At 39.0% G+C, this 17,146-nt stretch carries 18 protein-coding genes and 1 other annotated feature; of the genes, 14 read left to right on the plus strand and 4 right to left on the minus strand.

Features of this window, described 5'->3' with window-relative positions; all coding sequences use genetic code 11:
- Positions 1–230 precede the first annotated feature (230 nt).
- Genes CPRO_RS14895 through CPRO_RS07200 form a run of 3 tightly spaced genes read right to left on the minus strand, consistent with a single transcriptional unit; the run spans position 231 to position 1,839 of the window.
- Positions 231–371, minus strand: coding sequence for a VOC family protein (locus CPRO_RS14895; RefSeq protein ID WP_072743557.1), 141 nt, complete (start codon positions 369–371; stop codon positions 231–233).
- Between the two features lie 18 nt (positions 372–389).
- A complete protein-coding gene (locus tag CPRO_RS07195) occupies positions 390–1,553 on the minus strand; it encodes a UxaA family hydrolase (protein ID WP_066049690.1) in 1,164 nt (387 codons plus the stop codon).
- 1 nt (position 1,554) lies between these two features.
- Positions 1,555–1,839 (minus strand): UxaA family hydrolase, encoded by a 285-nt coding sequence (locus tag CPRO_RS07200; RefSeq protein ID WP_066049692.1) that lies wholly within the window; start codon positions 1,837–1,839, stop codon positions 1,555–1,557.
- A 253-nt stretch (positions 1,840–2,092) separates the two neighbouring features.
- On the opposite strand from CPRO_RS07200, the gene CPRO_RS07205 reads away from it, so the two are divergent.
- Positions 2,093–2,365 (plus strand): hypothetical protein, encoded by a 273-nt coding sequence (locus CPRO_RS07205; protein ID WP_066049695.1) that lies wholly within the window; start codon positions 2,093–2,095, stop codon positions 2,363–2,365.
- 48 nt (positions 2,366–2,413) lie between these two features.
- Here the strand turns inward: CPRO_RS07205 and proS are convergent, their stop codons facing one another.
- Entirely contained in the window at positions 2,414–3,850 is a 1,437-nt protein-coding gene (proS, locus tag CPRO_RS07210) for a proline--tRNA ligase (RefSeq protein ID WP_066049697.1), read from the minus strand.
- Positions 3,851–4,111: 261 nt separating this feature from the next.
- Positions 4,112–4,315, minus strand: a binding site (T-box leader).
- A gap of 180 nt (positions 4,316–4,495) precedes the next feature.
- Here proS and CPRO_RS07215 point away from each other — a divergent pair.
- From CPRO_RS07215 to CPRO_RS07280, 13 genes are all read left to right on the plus strand, one after another.
- Positions 4,496–5,017 (plus strand): cysteine hydrolase family protein, encoded by a 522-nt coding sequence (locus tag CPRO_RS07215; RefSeq protein ID WP_066049700.1) that lies wholly within the window; start codon positions 4,496–4,498, stop codon positions 5,015–5,017.
- Between the two features lie 9 nt (positions 5,018–5,026).
- Complete coding sequence (locus tag CPRO_RS07220) at positions 5,027–6,148, plus strand: aminopeptidase (RefSeq protein ID WP_066049704.1); 1,122 nt, start codon at positions 5,027–5,029, stop codon at positions 6,146–6,148.
- Between the two features lie 424 nt (positions 6,149–6,572).
- Positions 6,573–7,835, plus strand: a complete 1,263-nt coding sequence (locus CPRO_RS07225) for a chloride channel protein (RefSeq protein ID WP_330383882.1) — start codon at positions 6,573–6,575, stop codon at positions 7,833–7,835.
- Positions 7,836–8,113: 278 nt separating this feature from the next.
- Positions 8,114–8,920 carry a transporter substrate-binding domain-containing protein gene (locus CPRO_RS07230; RefSeq protein ID WP_066049707.1) on the plus strand — a complete coding sequence of 269 codons (807 nt, stop codon included), beginning with the start codon at positions 8,114–8,116 and terminating at the stop codon, positions 8,918–8,920.
- A gap of 265 nt (positions 8,921–9,185) precedes the next feature.
- Positions 9,186–9,914, plus strand: coding sequence for an amino acid ABC transporter permease (locus CPRO_RS07235; RefSeq protein WP_066049710.1), 729 nt, complete (start codon positions 9,186–9,188; stop codon positions 9,912–9,914).
- Entirely contained in the window at positions 9,904–10,650 is a 747-nt protein-coding gene (locus CPRO_RS07240; protein WP_066049713.1) for an amino acid ABC transporter ATP-binding protein, read from the plus strand. Before CPRO_RS07235 ends, CPRO_RS07240 begins: the two co-directional genes overlap by 11 nt.
- 225 nt (positions 10,651–10,875) lie before the next feature.
- The gene (locus CPRO_RS07245; RefSeq protein ID WP_066049716.1) at positions 10,876–11,187 is read left to right on the plus strand and encodes a YbjQ family protein; all 312 of its coding nucleotides are present in this window, start codon (positions 10,876–10,878) and stop codon (positions 11,185–11,187) included.
- 46 nt (positions 11,188–11,233) lie between these two features.
- A complete protein-coding gene (locus tag CPRO_RS07250; RefSeq protein ID WP_066049719.1) occupies positions 11,234–12,154 on the plus strand; it encodes a magnesium transporter CorA family protein in 921 nt (306 codons plus the stop codon).
- A 497-nt stretch (positions 12,155–12,651) separates the two neighbouring features.
- Entirely contained in the window at positions 12,652–14,559 is a 1,908-nt protein-coding gene (gene thrS / locus CPRO_RS07260; RefSeq protein WP_066049724.1) for a threonine--tRNA ligase, read from the plus strand.
- 281 nt (positions 14,560–14,840) lie between these two features.
- Positions 14,841–15,335, plus strand: a complete 495-nt coding sequence (gene infC / locus CPRO_RS07265; protein ID WP_066049727.1) for a translation initiation factor IF-3 — start codon at positions 14,841–14,843, stop codon at positions 15,333–15,335.
- Positions 15,336–15,412: 77 nt separating this feature from the next.
- Positions 15,413–15,613: a 50S ribosomal protein L35 gene (gene rpmI, locus CPRO_RS07270; protein WP_066049731.1), complete on the plus strand. Its 201-nt coding sequence runs from the start codon at positions 15,413–15,415 to the stop codon at positions 15,611–15,613.
- A 30-nt stretch (positions 15,614–15,643) separates the two neighbouring features.
- Entirely contained in the window at positions 15,644–15,997 is a 354-nt protein-coding gene (gene rplT / locus CPRO_RS07275; RefSeq protein WP_066049733.1) for a 50S ribosomal protein L20, read from the plus strand.
- 95 nt (positions 15,998–16,092) lie between these two features.
- Positions 16,093–17,010: an AEC family transporter gene (locus CPRO_RS07280; protein WP_066049736.1), complete on the plus strand. Its 918-nt coding sequence runs from the start codon at positions 16,093–16,095 to the stop codon at positions 17,008–17,010.
- Positions 17,011–17,146 lie beyond the last annotated feature (136 nt).

Raw genomic sequence — 17,146 nt, forward strand, 5'->3', positions numbered from 1 at the left:
AAAGGAGTGTACCAAAATCAAGGAATATAAATAAGTGTCCGTAATAAATTGTAAAGTTTATTATTTATTTCATTTGCATTTTGGTAGAAGTGAAACTGCTTTACCATAAATTATGCTCCCGCTTTCCATCTTTTTTGGTGGATTGTGGGAGCTTTTTGCAAGGTTATGGTAGGTATAGCCAGTCACCTTAATAGTCTTTTATTATTATCAATGAACGAAAGCCAAGAGTCTTATGTTCGCAAAGCAATTCCTCCTGTTAAAGTCACGTTTGCTCCAAAATCCATAATAACTCGAAGGCCCAAAATCTCTGTGTAAAGTTGCTTTGGCTCCTCCAAATTTGAAACCACAAGTAATGGACTTTTAAATTTCATTAAAGGCACCTCCAAATACTAAAAAGTATAGCCAATGCGATAAATTCCGAACTCTTTTTGTCCTAATTTCTCCGCCTTAGTCAGTTCTCCATTTGTTACTGAAACCATCTTTTCAAAAATTTCCTTGCCAACAGAGTCGAGGGTACATTCTCCAAGAATTACTTTTCCACCGTTAATATCTATGTTTTCTTCCATATTACGATATGTCTCTGGATTTCCTGTAATTTTAATTACAGGAGCAATGGGGCATCCAGTGGGCGTTCCCCGTCCGGTGGTGAAAACAATCAGCTGTGCACCGCCTGCCACCATACCTGTAATAGAATCAATATCTTCTCCTGGTGTATCCATGAAGTAAAGACCAGGTTTTGAGGAAGGAACAGGCTCACTATATTCCAAGGCACCCATAAAAGGTGTTGTATCTCCCGCTTTATGCATGCATCCCAATGATTTTTCTTCTATGGTACTAAGTCCTCCTTGAATATTTCCCGGGGTTGGCTGTGACCCCCGTAAATCCTCCCCAACAGCCAAAGCTCTTTTCTCCACATTAGAGACCATATCCAAAAACTTTGCTCTTTCTCGGGAATCATAAAATCTTTCTGCCAAAATATGTTCTGCACCGATTACCTCGGTGGTTTCGCTTAAAATGCTGCTTCCACCCATTGAGACTAGAAGATCCGAAGCAATGCCAATAGCAGGATTTGCAACAATACCGCTGGTGGGATCACTGCCGCCGCATTCCATGCCGAGTATGAGATGGTTGATGGAGAAGGGAACTCTTTTCATCAAAGATAGGTTTTCTGCCATTTTTGATGTAATTCGAATTCCTTGTTCCACGGTTTTTGTTGTTCCGCCACAGCCTTGTATGGTAATGAATGAGACTTGTTTTCCCGTCTTTTCAATTTCATGGGCAATCTGGTCGGCCTGAATACCTTCACAGCCCAGTCCCACAACCAAAACAGCACCTACATTTGGGTTACAGCCGAACCCAGTAAGGGTGCGTACCGTTTGACGAAAGTCTGCACCCATCTGACAGCACCCATGCTGATGAGGAAGGGAAATACCGCCAACTTTTTCGGCAATGCGATTTGCCACTTCCACTGCACAAACAGAGGCAGGAATGATTAATAAATGGTTTCGAATACCAAAGGTACCATTTTCCCGTGCATAGCCCATGAGCATCATATCAGCATTCCTCCTTTTTATCCCCACGTCCCCGTTTGCTTTCAATATTATGAACATGCACATAATCACCTTGGGATATTTCCTTTGTGGCAAGTCCAATGATTTGTCCATATTTATAAACGGGATTGTGAATCGGGATATGTGTAAGTGCAATTTTGTGATACTGAGGAATAGGCTCTGTGGCTGTTATATTGCATTTGTCAAAAGGAATGGTTTCTTGGGCTTCCAATTTTCTTAAACAGGTACCCACGTTGTCTTTTTCGTGAATCTTTAGTATAGGGTTCATTTTTATCCTCCTCTTTTGTATAGGGCAAGAATCATCTCATAAGTATAGCACATCCGTTTAGAAGCTCTCGAACTTGCCTTTTTTATCGTTCTTTTATTGCTGAAAACTTCTATAATTTAATCATATACCACTGAGAAAATCCTTGCAATATGATTTCAACCAATCTAATCAGCAATTTCCACAAAATAAAAAATGGGATGCATAAAGGAATGACCTTAAGAATAGAAAATGAGAGATAGGGGAGGGAAAGCCAATGACTGGATTTATTGATAAGGTGGGAAATCTAGCAAAAAAAGCCGCAGATAAAACAGGAGATATGGTTGAAATCGGAATGCTGAATTCTAAAATAGGGGCACAAAGACAGAATATTTCTTCTATGAAAGAAAGAATGGGAGGAATTGTTTTCGAGCAATTTCGCCAAGGAATAGAATTATCTGAAGAACTAACGCAGTTCTGTCAACAGATTGAAGAAATTGAAGCTGCCATTGCTAAAATGCAAAAAGATATTCAAGATTTAAAAGAGTAAGGGAAAACCCGCCAAAGCATATGTTGCATGGCGGGTTTCTTTATAAAATTAATATGCTCTGCCCCAATAAACCATATGGGTTGCTTTTTTTCCGCAGCAAACGCAGGTATCGGAGATTTCTTCTTGTTCAAAGGGGATACAACGGCTTGTTGCGGCGGTTTTTTCTTTGATTGCATCTTCGCATGCCTGATCGCCACACCACATTGCTTTTACAAAACCTGGTGTTTCGTTTAGGGTGCGTTCGAAATCCTCCAAGTTTGTAGCTGTGTAGGTTTTGGAATCTCTTCTTTCTGTTGCTTTTCTCAGTAGGTTATCCTGAACTTCTTGAAGCAGTGCGGGAATTTTTTCTTCCAGTTCATCCAGAGAAACAATGATTTTTTCCCCTGTATCACGTCTTGCGATCACCGCCTGATTTTTCTCCAAATCCTTAGGGCCAACTTCCAAACGAAGAGGAACACCCTTCATTTCGTATTCACTGAATTTCCAACCGGCAGATTTATCTGTATCATCCAATTTAATGCGGCAGGTTTTGCTTAGGGCTGCTCTCAAAGCTTCAGCTTTTTCCAGAACGCCTTCCTTATGCTGGGCAATGGGAATGATGATAACCTGTGTGGGGGCTACCATAGGAGGTAAAACAAGTCCGCTGTTGTCACCATGAACCATAATCAATGCACCAATCAAACGGGTTGTCATGCCCCAACTGGTTTGGTGAACATATTGCAGCTGATTATCCTTATCTGTATACTGAATGCCGAAAGCATGGGCAAATCCATCGCCAAAGTTATGGCTTGTGCCTGACTGCAAAGCTTTTCCGTCATGCATCAAGCTTTCGATGGTATAGGTTGCTTTTGCACCTGCAAAACGTTCTTTTGCTGTTTTTTCACCTTTAACTACAGGGATTGCCAAATATTCATGGCAAAAATCTGCATAAACGTTAAGCATGCGTACGGTTTCTTCTTCTGCTTCCTCAGCAGTTGCATGGGCAGTATGACCCTCCTGCCATAAAAACTCTGTGGTTCTCAGGAAAGGGCGGGTTGTTTTTTCCCAACGCACAACGGAGCACCATTGATTGTAAAGCTTAGGTAGGTCACGATAAGATTGAATAATATTTGCGTAATGATCGCAAAATAGAGTTTCGGAAGTAGGGCGAACACAAATACGCTCCTGTAATTTGGTTTCACCACCATGGGTTACCCAAGCAACTTCGGGTGCAAAGCCCTCCACATGATCCTTCTCTTTTTGGAGAAGACTTTCAGGAATAAACATAGGCATGTAAACGTTTTCATGTCCTGTTTCCTTAAAACGTCTGTCCAGTTCCTTTTGAATTAATTCCCAAATTGCATAACCGTATGGACGAATAATCATACAACCTTTTAAGGTTGAATAATCAGTTAAGTCCGCTTTTTTTACTACGTCAGTGTACCACTGAGGAAAATCCTGCTCCATATCGGTAATGGATTCAACTAGTTTTTTGTCCTTTGCCATTATAGTTCCTCCTAACATTTCATTTAATTTCTTCTTTGTCAAATACATTTATTTAGGCAATGCTTTGTATAATCATCTGAATGGATTTTCTTGACCAATTATTTGTGCTAAAATGCATGGGAATATTTCAGAATCCAATATCTGCTTTCTATTTTTGGATGAACAGCACGGTGCAGATTTATATACAGAAGTTGGTTATTGCCTTAGCTATTCCTTAGACTGTGATGATGTTTTTTCCACAAAAAAAGACCTAATCCCATAAAAAGGGACCAAGGTCGAATCGGCGGTGCCACCCTCATTGACGGAAAGATTCCGTCCACTTAAGCCTTGTTAACGCCAAGTTACGCCGCATTTTCCCTGCGGAACTCAGGAGGGGGGTTCAAAAAGGTTTGTCAAGGCTCGCATCAACCGCCTATTTTCTGGAGACAAATGGACTTTTTTACTATTCTCTTTCACAGTTTTTATCAGTTATCATCATAAACCGAAAAGAAATGTCCTGTCAAGGGGATTCCCTTGAAATTTACCATTTGACCATAATTTATAGCAATCTTGTTTTATAATTGGGAAAATGTATATAGATATTTGGGAACGCTTGTTGTATGATTAATTCATTAAAAATGTTAATCTACGTTTGGAGGGTATGCCATGAAAAATATATTGCTTGTTATTGATATGCAGAAAGATTTTATCGATGGTTCTTTAGGAACGAAAGAAGCGCAGAAAATTGTGGACTGCGTACTGAATAAAATTAGTGAGTATCCCAAAGAGAATATTATTGCTACTAGAGACACCCATGAAGAAAACTATCTGGAGACCCAAGAAGGCAAAAATCTACCTGTTGTTCATTGTGTGCGAGGCACAGAAGGGTGGCAGTTGGATAAACGAATTGCAGAGGCTTTGGAGGGTGTGCGGGTACTTGATAAGCCCACCTTTGGTTCTGTGGAACTGGCGGAGCTGTTATATCAGGAATCAAAAAACGAGGAGATTGAAGTTGAAATGGTGGGCCTTTGTACAGATATTTGCGTCGTGTCCAATGCAATTTTACTAAAAGCGAAAATGCCTGAAATGAAAATTTGTGTGGATTCTTCCTGTTGTGCAGGGGTGACCCCTGAAACCCATCGGGCTGCGCTGACAACCTTGGCTATGTGCCAAATTACTGTGAAATGAGGTGTTTTTTTGAGAGATGAACGTTTGGAAAAACTTGCGGAAGTTTTAGTAAGCTATTCCACGAAAGTAAAAGCAGGTGACCGTGTTGCCATTTCCGGCGAGGAGGCGGCGTTACCCTTTGTGAAAGCAGTGACCCGTGCGGCGGTGAAAAAAGGTGCCTTGATAGAATACTATATTGATATTCCTGAAGTAGATGCGGAAATTATTAAAAATGGTACCCAAGAGCAATATGCGAGGGAAAATATACGATTTGGTGCATGTGCAAAAAGTGATGTATGGATTAGTGCTTGGGGAAGTGAAAACGTTAAGGTTTTTCAATCTATTGATGGAGAAAGATTGAAAAACCGCCGACTTGCAAATCGGGAAAATCGTAAAATTTATTCCCAGCGCATGGGAAATGGCTCCTTACGTTGGTGTGGTACCCAATTCCCAACCAATGGAGATGCCCAAAATGCAGACATGAGTTTAGATGAATATGAAGAGTTTGTTTACCGTGCCGGCTTTTTATATGAAGAAGATCCTGTTGCCAAATGGGAAGAAATGGCCAGAATTCAAGAAAAGTGGGCAACCTACTTAAATGATAAAAAGGAATTGCATATTCTAACCAAAGACACAGATATACGAGTTTCCATTGCGGGAAGAAAATGGATTAATTGCTGTGGACAAGAAAACTTTCCTGATGGTGAAATATTCACCTCCCCGGTGGAGGATGGCATAAATGGGCACATAACTTTTTCCTATCCTTCTATTATGAATGGAAACGAATTCGAAGAGGTTTGCCTTACTGTTGAAAATGGACGTATTATAGAAGCTACTTGTAAGAATAAAGTGAAAGAAAAACAGCTTTTATCTTTTATTGATACCGATGAGGGTTCTCGCTATTTTGGAGAAGTAGCCATTGGCACAAATTATGGCATACAACAGCATACAAAAAATATTTTGTTTGATGAGAAGATTGGTGGCTCAATGCATATGGCTATTGGTGAGGCTTTTCATGAAGCAGGTGGTAAAAACGAATCTGCCATTCATTGGGATATGATTACAGATATGACCAATGAAGGAAAAATTTTTGCAGATGGAGAGCTTTTCTATGAAAACGGTAAGTTTAAGGAAGAGCTTTTAAAAAAGTAGTTTGAATTTGAGAAAAATGAGTTTATTTTCATTTCTTTATTTCCTAAAATGGTGAAAAAGCTTTTTTACATCTAAACAGGTGTGTAAAAAAGCTTTTTTATTAGTAAAAGTTTGGTTTTAAGGCATTTATATTAAATATTTATAAGGATTTCGATTTAAAACAAAATTTTATCCCTCTGTTCCGAAATTGGTTTTATTCTTGACTTTTAGATTGAAATAAATTTCCAAGCTTCTCTTGAATGACCATCTGAAACGTTGTATACTAGGCTTTGAGTTTAAAACCTTTCTGAAAACTGTGTTTTTTTCTGTCTTGAATTTCAAGAGTTTCTATAAAACATTTCACATCCTTTCTATATTAAATTTAATAACCAAGTGAAAGGGGTTTTCAGAAGCGTTTTCGTATTTAATGGGAGGAGGGGCTGTTGTGTGGGAAAAAACGAAAGCCCACATCATGAGTTGTGAGCGTGTTTTTACTATTTTTTTGAAATGGGTGTTAATCGGGTGTTTGGTCGGAGGAATTGTTGGCGTCATTGGTATCACATTTCATTGGTTATTGGAGGTAGCGACGACTTTTAGAATGGAACACCCTAAAATATTGTGGTGTCTGCCTTTTGGGGGACTTGCAATCATTGGGCTATACCATTTGTTAGGAATAAGAAAAGACCGCGGCACCAATTTTATTTTAGTCGCTGTAAGACAAAATGAAGCTGTTTCACTCAAAATGGCTCCTTTGATTTTTTTTAGCACCATCATAACCCATCTTTTTGGAGGATCAGCAGGTAGAGAAGGGGCGGCGCTACAACTTGGAGGTAGTATAGCCTCTTTTTTGGGACGAATCATTCATTTAAACGAGAAGGACAAGCGAATAATCACTATGTGCGGTATGGCTGCCGGTTTTTCTTCCCTTTTTGGCACACCTCTAACGGCGGTTATATTTTCTATGGAGGTAATTTCCGTTGGAATTATGCACTATTCCGCTATTGTTCCTGCTACAATTGCCGCATTTATTGCATCGGCACTGGCTCAAAAATTAGGTTTTCTGCCGGTTGCATATACTTTACTTGGTGTTCCTGAAGGGTTGAAGTTAAAATTGGCACTTTCTGTTGGCATTCTTGGCATATGTTGTGCATTGGCGAGTATGCTGTTTTGTATTGTGATGGACAAAACCTCCCACGCTTATAGAAGGTACATAGAAAATCCATATATACGGGTTTTCGTTGGTGGCGCTTTGATGCTAGGCTTTACATTGCTCTTGGGGACGAGAGACTACAATGGTGCAGGCATGGACATTATACAGAAAGCTATAGGCGGAGAGGCGAGACCTGAGGCTTTTTTTCTGAAAATTTTGCTGACTGCAATTACACTGGGTGCAGGGTATAAAGGGGGCGAAATTGTTCCTACATTTTTCATAGGCGCTACCCTTGGCTGTGTTTTAGGACCCTTATTGGGAATTTCGCCATCGTTTGCCGCTGGAATGGGTTTAACGGCTGTTTTTTGTGGTGTTACTAATTGCCCCATTGCCTCAGTGTTTCTTTGTATTGAGTTATTCGGTGCAAAAGGCATCGTTTACTGTGCTCTTTGTTGCGGTATAAGCTATATGCTGTCTGGTTATTATGGGCTTTATAGTGAACAGAAAATTATGTATTCAAAAGTGAAACCGGAATTTATTGATAGAAATGTAGCATAAATCCACCCAATTCATGAATATGCAATGTTTATGCAAGTAAAAATGCATTAAAGTTACTGTACTATTAGAAGTATGTGTAATTGAAAGGTTCCTTAACTACTTTGTCGGAGAGATTTAGATGCCCTAATAAAGCAAAATGCACAAAAAAATATTTTTAAATTAGAATTTATAGTGAAAAAATATCATTGTATTTTATGCAATTTTAGAGTATAATTTCTTAAGTAAAAATGAATATTTCCATGTATGAATAGAAAAAGGAAAACAGGAGGCAGGGTATTATGAAAAAATTTTTGAAAGGTATTTTGGCAACAACAATGGTGTTTGCAATGACAGCTGCATTGGTTGGCTGTGGAGGTTCTAAAGCAGAGCAACCTGCAGGAGATAAAGATGCTGCAAATGGGGAAAAGGAAACTTTAATTATGGCAACGAACGCTGAGTTCCCTCCCTATGAATATCATGAAGGTCAGAACATTGTGGGTATTGATGCAGAAATCGGTGCTGCCATTGCTGAAAAGTTGGGCTACAATTTCCAGATTGATGATATGGCTTTTGATTCCATTATCCCTGCTGTTACAAGTGGCAAAGCAAGCTTTGGTATGGCTGGTATGACAGTAACACCTGATCGTCTTGAGAGTGTGGATTTCTCCGATTCTTATGCAACAGGCATTCAGGTTGTAATTGTTAAAGAAGATTCTACAATTACATCCGTTGATGATTTGCTTAAAGAAGGCGCAAAACATTCAGTTGGTGTTCAAACAGGTACAACCGGTGATATTTATGCTTCCGATGATATTGAAGGCAAAGGTCTTGGTACTATCGAACGTTATAATAAGGGCGCCGATGCAGTGCAGTCTTTAGCTACAGGTAAAATTGACTGTGTAATTATTGATAAAGAACCTGCTAAAGCATTTGTTGAAGCAAATCAAGGTTTAAAGATTCTTGACACAGAATATGCTGTAGAGGATTATGCAATCTGCTTCGCAAAGGATAGCGAATTGACTGAAAAAGTAAATGGCGCGTTGAAAGAGCTTGTTGCTGATGGTACAGTACAGAAGATTATTGATAAATATATCAAGGCTGAATAATTTATGATACGCTTGGATTGGGGACGAGTATTGCCCCTGTCAGAATGAATGCAAAGTCATTTTTAAGCAGCGGAAGGACTTGAGGAACAAAATGCTTTGGTGAATCGTAAGCTTTTCTCCCAAAGTGATTTTTCGGTCCTTCTTCTGCTTCTTTGAAAAAAGCTTAAAATTTTTGAGCTTTTTTCAAAGAATAATGACTTTGTTGACACTTTCATAGGGGCGAGTTTCGTCCCTATTTTGGTTTCTAAAGAGAAGGAGGGTTTCTATGGCTGAATGGCTGGAAAAAATGCAAGCCCAATTTGAATTGAATTTCATTACCGAAGACCGTTGGCGTTATATAACCGATGGTCTGGCTGTAACGCTAAAGGTAACTTTTTTTGCCGTAATTCTGGGTATTGTGATTGGTGTACTTATTGCAATTATACGTTCCACATATGATAAAAACAAAAAAGAAATGCGTCCCGGTTTTGGGAAATTTATTTTAAGTGTGCTGAACGGTTTGAGTCAGGTCTATCTGACGGTTATCCGCGGTACACCTGTTGTTGTGCAGTTAATGATTATGTATTATATTATTTTCGCCTCTTCCAATAATAAGATATTGGTGGCTGTATTGGCGTTTGGTATCAACTCCGGTGCATATGTGGCAGAAATTGTGCGCAGTGGCATAATGTCTGTTGATTCCGGACAGTTTGAAGCTGGACGCAGCTTGGGTTTTAATTATTTTCAGACCATGCAGTATATTATCGTTCCCCAAGCCTTTAAAAATGTATTGCCTGCTTTGGCGAATGAGTTTATCGTTTTATTAAAAGAGACTTCCGTTGCCGGATATGTTGCATTACAAGATGTAACTAAGGCAGGGGATATTATCAGAAGCAGAACTTTTTCTCCTATGATGCCTTTAATTGGCGTGGCTCTTATTTATTTGGTTATGGTCATGTTCTTTACTTGGCTGGTAGGCAAGCTTGAAAGGAGGCTGAGAAACAGTGAGCGCTAATACAACTTTGATTAAAGTAGAAAATGTTCAGAAATATTATAACGGCGGAGCAATAAAAGCTTTGGATGGTATTAATACCGAAATAAAAAAAGGCGAGGTCGTTGTTGTAATTGGACCCTCTGGTTCGGGCAAATCTACCTTTTTGCGTTGCCTAAATTTATTGGAAGTCCCAACAGGGGGAAGCATTTATTTTGAAGATGTGGACATTACTGATTCGAAAACCAACATCAACATTCATCGTCAACGCATGGGAATGGTTTTTCAGCATTTCAATCTGTTTCCTCATATGACGATACTAAAAAATATGATTATTGCACCCATGAAGCTGCAAAGGAAAAGCGAAGCCGAAGCTACAGCCATTGCCATGGAGCTTCTGAAAAGAGTTGGGTTGGAGGACCGTGCCAATGCTTACCCCTCTCAGCTTTCCGGCGGACAAAAACAGCGTATTGCTATTGTGCGAGCACTGTGTATGCAGCCTGAGGTTATGCTTTTTGATGAACCCACCTCGGCCTTAGACCCTGAAATGGTTGGTGAAGTTTTGGAAGTAATGAAACAACTGGCAAAGGATAATATGACCATGGTAGTCGTAACCCATGAAATGGGCTTTGCAAAGGAAGTTGGCACAAGGGTAATGTTTATGGCTGACGGAAAACAGGTGGAAGAGGGTTCCCCCAAAGAAATCTTTGAAAAACCCAAAAGTGAGCGTTTACAGACTTTTCTTGCGAAGGTGCTATAAGTTTCAAAATAATTTAGATGAAAACCCCGCTCGTTGCATAATTTTTGCAAAGTGCGGGGTTTTAAAATGAAGTTTTTATTTTTCAGCTATGATTCATGAATGAAATTATGGTATAATATGTATATCTTTAAATTGAGTATTTGCAGCGTATACTAATTCGAAAGAGGGCATGATAAATATGATTGTCTGTTTTAGTATACTTCAAAAGTGAAAAGGGGGATAATTATGATTTTAGTGAATACAGATTATATTACCGGTAAGGAGTTTGATATGCTTGGATTAGTTCAAGGTGCGACCATTCAGTCAAAGCATATTGGAAAGGACATTGGTGCCGGGTTAAAAAGCATTGTTGGTGGGGAGCTCGCCGGTTATACGGAAATGATGATAGATGCAAGAAATATTGCCACAGAGCGCATGATTCAAATGGCAGAAAAATTGGGTGCTGACGCAGTGATAAATGTGCGATTCACAACAAGTGCCGTTACACCAGGGGCCGCAGAAGTTATGGCATATGGAACTGCCGTGAAATTTAAATAAAATTGGATATTCAACTTCATATTATTACTTGAAAGGGCGGTTCGCTGTGTTTATAACAATTGAAGAGGGGAATTATAAAATCTGCCCGTTCTTAGAAAAAAATCAAGGGAAAAATACAGAATTTTTATCCATATCCACATATGAAGAGATGGAAGGCAGGGCAAATACTTGGGGTATTTCCATGAAAATTTTAGAAGAAGCCCGGCGCTTCGGCTATGCGAAATACGACTCATTTGAAAATTTTGATTGCATCAGCCTTGAAATGCCCGATTTCAAAAAAGTAATGATTAGTTTTGGTAGCGTAATTATTTATCTGGAAAAAGGGCGGGCTTTTTTCTTTACCTCTCAGAAAGAGCGTGTCATGGAGTTGCTGGAGGAAAGTGCAAAAAGTTTGGGAGAAAAAATTTCTCTTAACCGCATTATCTATTTATTCTTTGAGGCACAAACCAGAGAAGATTATCAGGTCTTTGATTCTTTGGAAAAAGAGATTATGGATTTGGAACAAGCACTAATCACCTCGCAAAAGCACAATTGTGTAGCCGATATTATCAGCCTTAGAAAAAGGCTGATGTTTCTAAAACGATATTATGAACAATATTTAAATGTTTTGGATATACTAGGAGAGAATGAAAACAGTATTTTTGACGGCAAAACGTTGCGTTCCTTCAAAATGCTAAATAGAAGAACGGAGAGAAGATTTCAAAGTGTCTTAAACTTACGAGATTCTGTTACCCAAGTGAGGGAATCTTATGAAGCAGAGGTGGATATCAGTTTAAACTCCACTATGAAGGTTTTCACTGTAGTGACAACGATCTTCCTGCCTTTGACCTTAATTGTAGGCTGGTATGGCATGAATTTTACTATGCCGGAGTATGATTGGAAGTACGGATATGCTACGGTAATCATCATTTCCATACTATTTATTATTGGAGGAATTTATTTTTTTAAGAAAAACAAATGGTTTTGAACTTTTCATTTTATATTGGAAGAGAAAGAGAAGCTGTGTTTTTTGGGCAATTTATTAAAAGATGATTATGTAACTTGAAAAGAAAAATGAATGGATCATTGAGGAATTACCACTAATTTAGAAGCTTAATTTTTTCAGGAAAAGTGTTGACAAGTTAGTTTTTAGTGCTATAATCAGAAGTGTTTCAATTGAAGAACAGAAAGCGTTGATGAGGACAGTAGTCCTTTCAAAACGGCCAGAGAGGGACATCGGATTATTTCATAATCATGGGTGGAAATGTCCTACGTTAAGAGAGAGTACGAAAACCACCTCGGAGTGGCTCTAATAAAGCCCGTTGACTACGTTACAGTTTTAAATGAGTGGTTTTTTAACAAAAAGGGTGGAACCGCGGGAGTATTATGCTCTCGTCCCTTTCCGAAAGGAAAGTGGACGGGAGCTTTTTTATTGCAGTCTGCTTTCCGAAAAATCTTGTTTATTTCGAGAAGGAGAGGAAAATTATGAAAATTACACTGAAAGATGGCGTTGTAAAAGAATTTGAACAAGCAGTATCTGTACTGGATATTGCAAAGGCAATCAGCGAAGGATTGGCAAGAAATGCATGTGCCGGCATTGTTGATGGAGAAATAAAGGATTTACGTTTTGTTGTAGAGAAAGATGCAGAAGTAAGCATCTGCACTTTTGAAGATGAGGCTGGTAAAATGGCATTCCGCCACACAACCTCTCATATTTTAGCCCAGGCTGTAAAGAATCTTTACCCTGATACAAAACTGGCTATTGGACCTGCCATTGCAGATGGGTTCTATTACGATTTTGACCGTGAAAAGGCATTTACACCTGAGGAATTGGAAGAAATTGAAGCTGAAATGAAAAAAATTGTAAAGGCTGATTTGGCAATTGAACGGTTTGAATTGCCCCGTGGAGAAGCTATTCAATATATGGAAGAGAGAAATGAGCCATATAAGGTTGAGCTGATTCAGGATTTACCTGAAGATGCAATTATTTCTTTCTATAAGCAGGGTGATTTTACAGATTTGTGTGCAGGCCCTCACTTAATGAGTACCAAATATATTAAAGCTATTAAATTGACTTCCGTAGCGGGTGCGTACTGGAGAGGCAGTGAGAAAAACAAAATGCTTTCTCGTATTTATGGCACTTCCTATCCAAAGGCATCCGAATTGGAAGCGTATTTGACAATGATGGAGGAAGCAAAGAAGCGTGACCACAGAAAACTTGGCAAGGAACTTAAGCTGTTTGCTCTGTTGGATGAAGGCCCTGGTTTCCCTTTCTTCCTGCCTAAAGGCATGATTATCAAAAATACTTTATTGGAATATTGGAGAGAGATTCATAAAGAGGCTGGCTATGTGGAGGTTTCAACACCTATCATTATGAATCAGCATTTGTGGGAAAATAGCGGTCATTGGGATCATTATAAGGACAACATGTATACCACAATGATTGATGAAATGAATTATTGCATTAAGCCAATGAACTGCCCCGGTGGTATGTTGGTTTATAAGCAGGATATGCATTCTTACAGAGAATTGCCTATGCGTGTTGCTGAAATCGGTTTGGTTCACAGACATGAAAAATCCGGTGCACTTCATGGTTTGATGCGTGTACGTTGCTTTAATCAGGATGATGCCCACATCTTTATGACAGAGGAACAAATTAAAGATGAAATCAGTGGCGTTATCCGTTTGATTGATGGGGTTTACCGTCAGTTTGGTTTCAATTATCATATTGAGCTTTCCACAAGACCTGAAAACAGCATGGGTTCTGATGAGGCTTGGGAATTGGCAACAGAGGGCTTAAGAAGCGCTTTGGATGAGAATGGAATTTCCTATATTGTAAATGAAGGCGATGGCGCATTCTACGGCCCTAAAATTGACTTCCATTTGGAAGATTCCATCGGTAGAACATGGCAGTGTGGCACAATCCAGCTGGATATGCAGATGCCTGAGCGTTTTGATTTGGAATACATGGCAGCAGATGGCAGCAAAAAGCGTCCTGTTATGATTCACCGTGTTGCTTTTGGTTCTATTGAACGTTTTATTGGTATTTTAATTGAGCATTTTGCAGGTCAGTTCCCTACTTGGCTTTCTCCTGTACAGGTAAAGGTTCTGCCTATTTCTGAAAAGTTTGCTGATTATGCAAAGCAGGTGGCAGATCAGTTAGATGCAGAGGGTATCCGTGTTGAAACTGATTATCGTGCAGAAAAAATTGGCTACAAAATAAGAGAAGCTAGAAATGAAAGAGTACCTTATATTATCGTTGTGGGCGAAAAGGATGTGGAAGCGAATAAGGTTTCCCTGCGCTCCAGAAAGAATGGCGATGAAGGACAGGTAGATTTGGCGGATGTTATCGCAAGAGTGAAAGAAGAAATTAAAGCAAGAAGTATGAACTAAGCTGGTTTCGGGTGCAGAACAAATTATCTGCACCCGTATTTAATATTTTTTCAGAAAATTATTGACGTGGTTGTCAATTAATGCTATACTACTATGGTAATAAAGAAGAAGTTCCGCTTCTCACCTTATGGCATGGGCTTTATAAGGTTAATACACGATTTTTAAAGCAGGGCTTTACTCTGTTTTTCTGTGTGCGGCGGGTTTCTTCCGGCGCAATTTTTTTTGCGCACTTGCGGATAACGGTACAATAATTTGGGAGGTGCTTTGCTATTACAGAATTAATGATCAACGAGCAAATCAGAGACAAGGAAATTAGATTGATTGGTGAAGATGGGGAACAGTTGGGAATCGTGTCTTCTAAAGATGCACAGAAGCTGGCAGATGAAAAGAAGCTGGATCTGGTTAAAATTGCCCCAACTGCGAAGCCTCCGGTTTGTCGTATCATGGACTATGGAAAATATAAATTCGATCAGGCTAAGAAAGAAAAAGAAGCCAGAAAGAAACAAAAAACTGTAGACGTGAAAGAACTTCGTTTGTCTCCTGGTATCGATACTCATGACGTTCAGGTAAAGGTGAAAAAAGCGAATGAATTCCTGAAGGATGGGGATAAGGTAAAGGTAAGTATTCGTTTTAGAGGACGCGAAATTGGTCATTCCAAGGCGGGTATGGTCATTCTGGAGAACTTTGCAAACGAAACTGCAGAGTTTGGTGTGGTTGAAAAAGAACCCAAGATGGAAGGTAGAAGCTTAGTTATGTTCCTTGCACCAAAGAGCTGATCCGCAGGATGGAAGAAAGCAACAAGACATAAGCAGCAGATTTATCTGCTAGGATTATTTTAGGAGGTTTTAACATTATGCCTAAGTTGAAAACAAAAAAAGCAGCAGCGAAGAGATTCAGAATTACTGGCACAGGTCAGCTGAAAAGACAGAAATCCAATACACAGCATATTCTTGGCAAAAAGTCCAGAAAGAGAAAAAGAAACTTGAGACACGCTACAACTGTTGATAAAACTGTATTGAACAGCATCAAAAAGAGACTGTTACCATACGCATAATTTCGAGTATATTTTTAGGAGGACTTTACCATGGCAAGAGTGAAAGGCGCGTTAAACGCGAGAAAAAGACATAAAAAAGTATTGAAGCTGGCTAGAGGCTATCGTGGCGCTAGAAGCAAGCAGTACAGAGTTGCAAAGCAGTCTGTAATGAAAGCTATGGCATTTGCATTTGCCGGCAGAAAGCAGACCAAAAGAGAATACAGAAGCCTTTGGATCACAAGAATCAATGCAGCAGCAAGATTGAATGATATTTCTTACAGCAAGCTGATTCACGGTTTAAAAATGGCTGACGTTAACATCAATAGAAAGATGTTGGCTGATTTGGCTGTTTCCGATCCTGCTGCATTTACTACTTTGGTAGCTACAGCAAAAGGAAAACTGTAATTCACAACCGAGAAACCGACCTTTTGTTTTATGCAAAAGGTCTTTTTTCATTCATATGGCACTAATAGGGTTGTAGAGGGAGGGATGACACTCATATGGAAATCGTTTTAACAAAAGCTTTCGGGTTTTTGTTTATGATTGGCGTGGGATTTGGACTAAAGAGGGGCGGGTTATTTTCTCAAAAGGATACCGATCTTTTGTCTAGGTTGGTTATGAAAATTACTTTGCCAATGGTGATTATAAGTAATTTTAGAACCCTTAGCCTGGATGTTTCATTCCTAACGGACATTGCCTTAGGCTTTATTACAAATCTTATGGCAATTAGTTTGGTTCTGCTTCTTACCCGAAAAAAGCAACCCTCAGAGCGGGCGTTTTTTATTATTAATGCCTCCGGCTATAACATTGGTCTTTGTACGTTGCCCTTTATGCAGAGTTTTTTCGCTCCAGATGCAGTGGCTGTTGTTTGTATGTTTGATGTAGGTAACGCCATTATGGTTTTTGGAATTACCTTTACCATTGCGACCCTCATTACCAAAGGAAAAGATAATGTTAGCGTTAAAGAAATTTTCAAAACACTATTTTCGTCTATGCCCTTCGTTGCATATCTGGTTATGATTTCATTATGCAGCTTAAAAATTCAATTACCTAATATTGTATTTGACCTTGCAACCATGATGGGACAGGCAAATACATTTCTGGCAATGATATTAATTGGAATTATGTTTGAACCTAAAATGAAAAAAAGTGTTTTGAAGGATATGGGGAGTGTTTTTGTATTAAGACTTGTAATTGCATGCGTCTTTTCCTTTTTGATTTATCATTATTTACCAGGGCCTTTATTACATAGACAAATACTCTCGATTATAGTTTTTTCACCGATTCTAAGTATAGCGCCGATTTATACAGAACGCTGTGGTTACGATCGCTCAGCTGCTGCCGTTTTGAATTCTTTGATGCTCCCATTTAGTCTGATTATAATGACTATTTTATTGATTGTTTTAAAGCTGTACTAAATAAAATTATTGATAAAATATAAAAATGGCTAAGAAAGGGCTATGCTTGTATTAGAATATATAGAAATAACTCTTATTTCTTTGAGTTTATAAAAATAGTATGGTATAATTGCTATGAAATACGTAAAAGATTGGA

The sequence above is a fragment of the Anaerotignum propionicum DSM 1682 genome, from assembly GCF_001561955.1.
GTDB lineage: Bacteria > Bacillota > Clostridia > Lachnospirales > Anaerotignaceae > Chakrabartyella > Chakrabartyella propionicum.

Excerpts from the sequence above, each read along its gene's own strand:
- CPRO_RS14895 (WP_072743557.1), bottom strand. The coding sequence starts at position 371 with ATGAAATTTAAAAGTCCATTACTTGTGGTTTCAAATTTGGAGGAGCCA.
- CPRO_RS07195 (WP_066049690.1), bottom strand. The coding sequence starts at position 1,553 with ATGATGCTCATGGGCTATGCACGGGAAAATGGTACCTTTGGTATTCGA.
- CPRO_RS07200 (WP_066049692.1), bottom strand. The coding sequence starts at position 1,839 with ATGAACCCTATACTAAAGATTCACGAAAAAGACAACGTGGGTACCTGT.
- CPRO_RS07205 (WP_066049695.1), top strand. The coding sequence starts at position 2,093 with ATGACTGGATTTATTGATAAGGTGGGAAATCTAGCAAAAAAAGCCGCA.
- proS (WP_066049697.1), bottom strand. The coding sequence starts at position 3,850 with ATGGCAAAGGACAAAAAACTAGTTGAATCCATTACCGATATGGAGCAG.
- CPRO_RS07215 (WP_066049700.1), top strand. The coding sequence starts at position 4,496 with ATGAAAAATATATTGCTTGTTATTGATATGCAGAAAGATTTTATCGAT.
- CPRO_RS07230 (WP_066049707.1), top strand. The coding sequence starts at position 8,114 with ATGAAAAAATTTTTGAAAGGTATTTTGGCAACAACAATGGTGTTTGCA.
- CPRO_RS07235 (WP_066049710.1), top strand. The coding sequence starts at position 9,186 with ATGGCTGAATGGCTGGAAAAAATGCAAGCCCAATTTGAATTGAATTTC.
- CPRO_RS07245 (WP_066049716.1), top strand. The coding sequence starts at position 10,876 with ATGATTTTAGTGAATACAGATTATATTACCGGTAAGGAGTTTGATATG.
- thrS (WP_066049724.1), top strand. The coding sequence starts at position 12,652 with ATGAAAATTACACTGAAAGATGGCGTTGTAAAAGAATTTGAACAAGCA.
- infC (WP_066049727.1), top strand. The coding sequence starts at position 14,841 with ATGATCAACGAGCAAATCAGAGACAAGGAAATTAGATTGATTGGTGAA.
- rpmI (WP_066049731.1), top strand. The coding sequence starts at position 15,413 with ATGCCTAAGTTGAAAACAAAAAAAGCAGCAGCGAAGAGATTCAGAATT.
- rplT (WP_066049733.1), top strand. The coding sequence starts at position 15,644 with ATGGCAAGAGTGAAAGGCGCGTTAAACGCGAGAAAAAGACATAAAAAA.
- CPRO_RS07280 (WP_066049736.1), top strand. The coding sequence starts at position 16,093 with ATGGAAATCGTTTTAACAAAAGCTTTCGGGTTTTTGTTTATGATTGGC.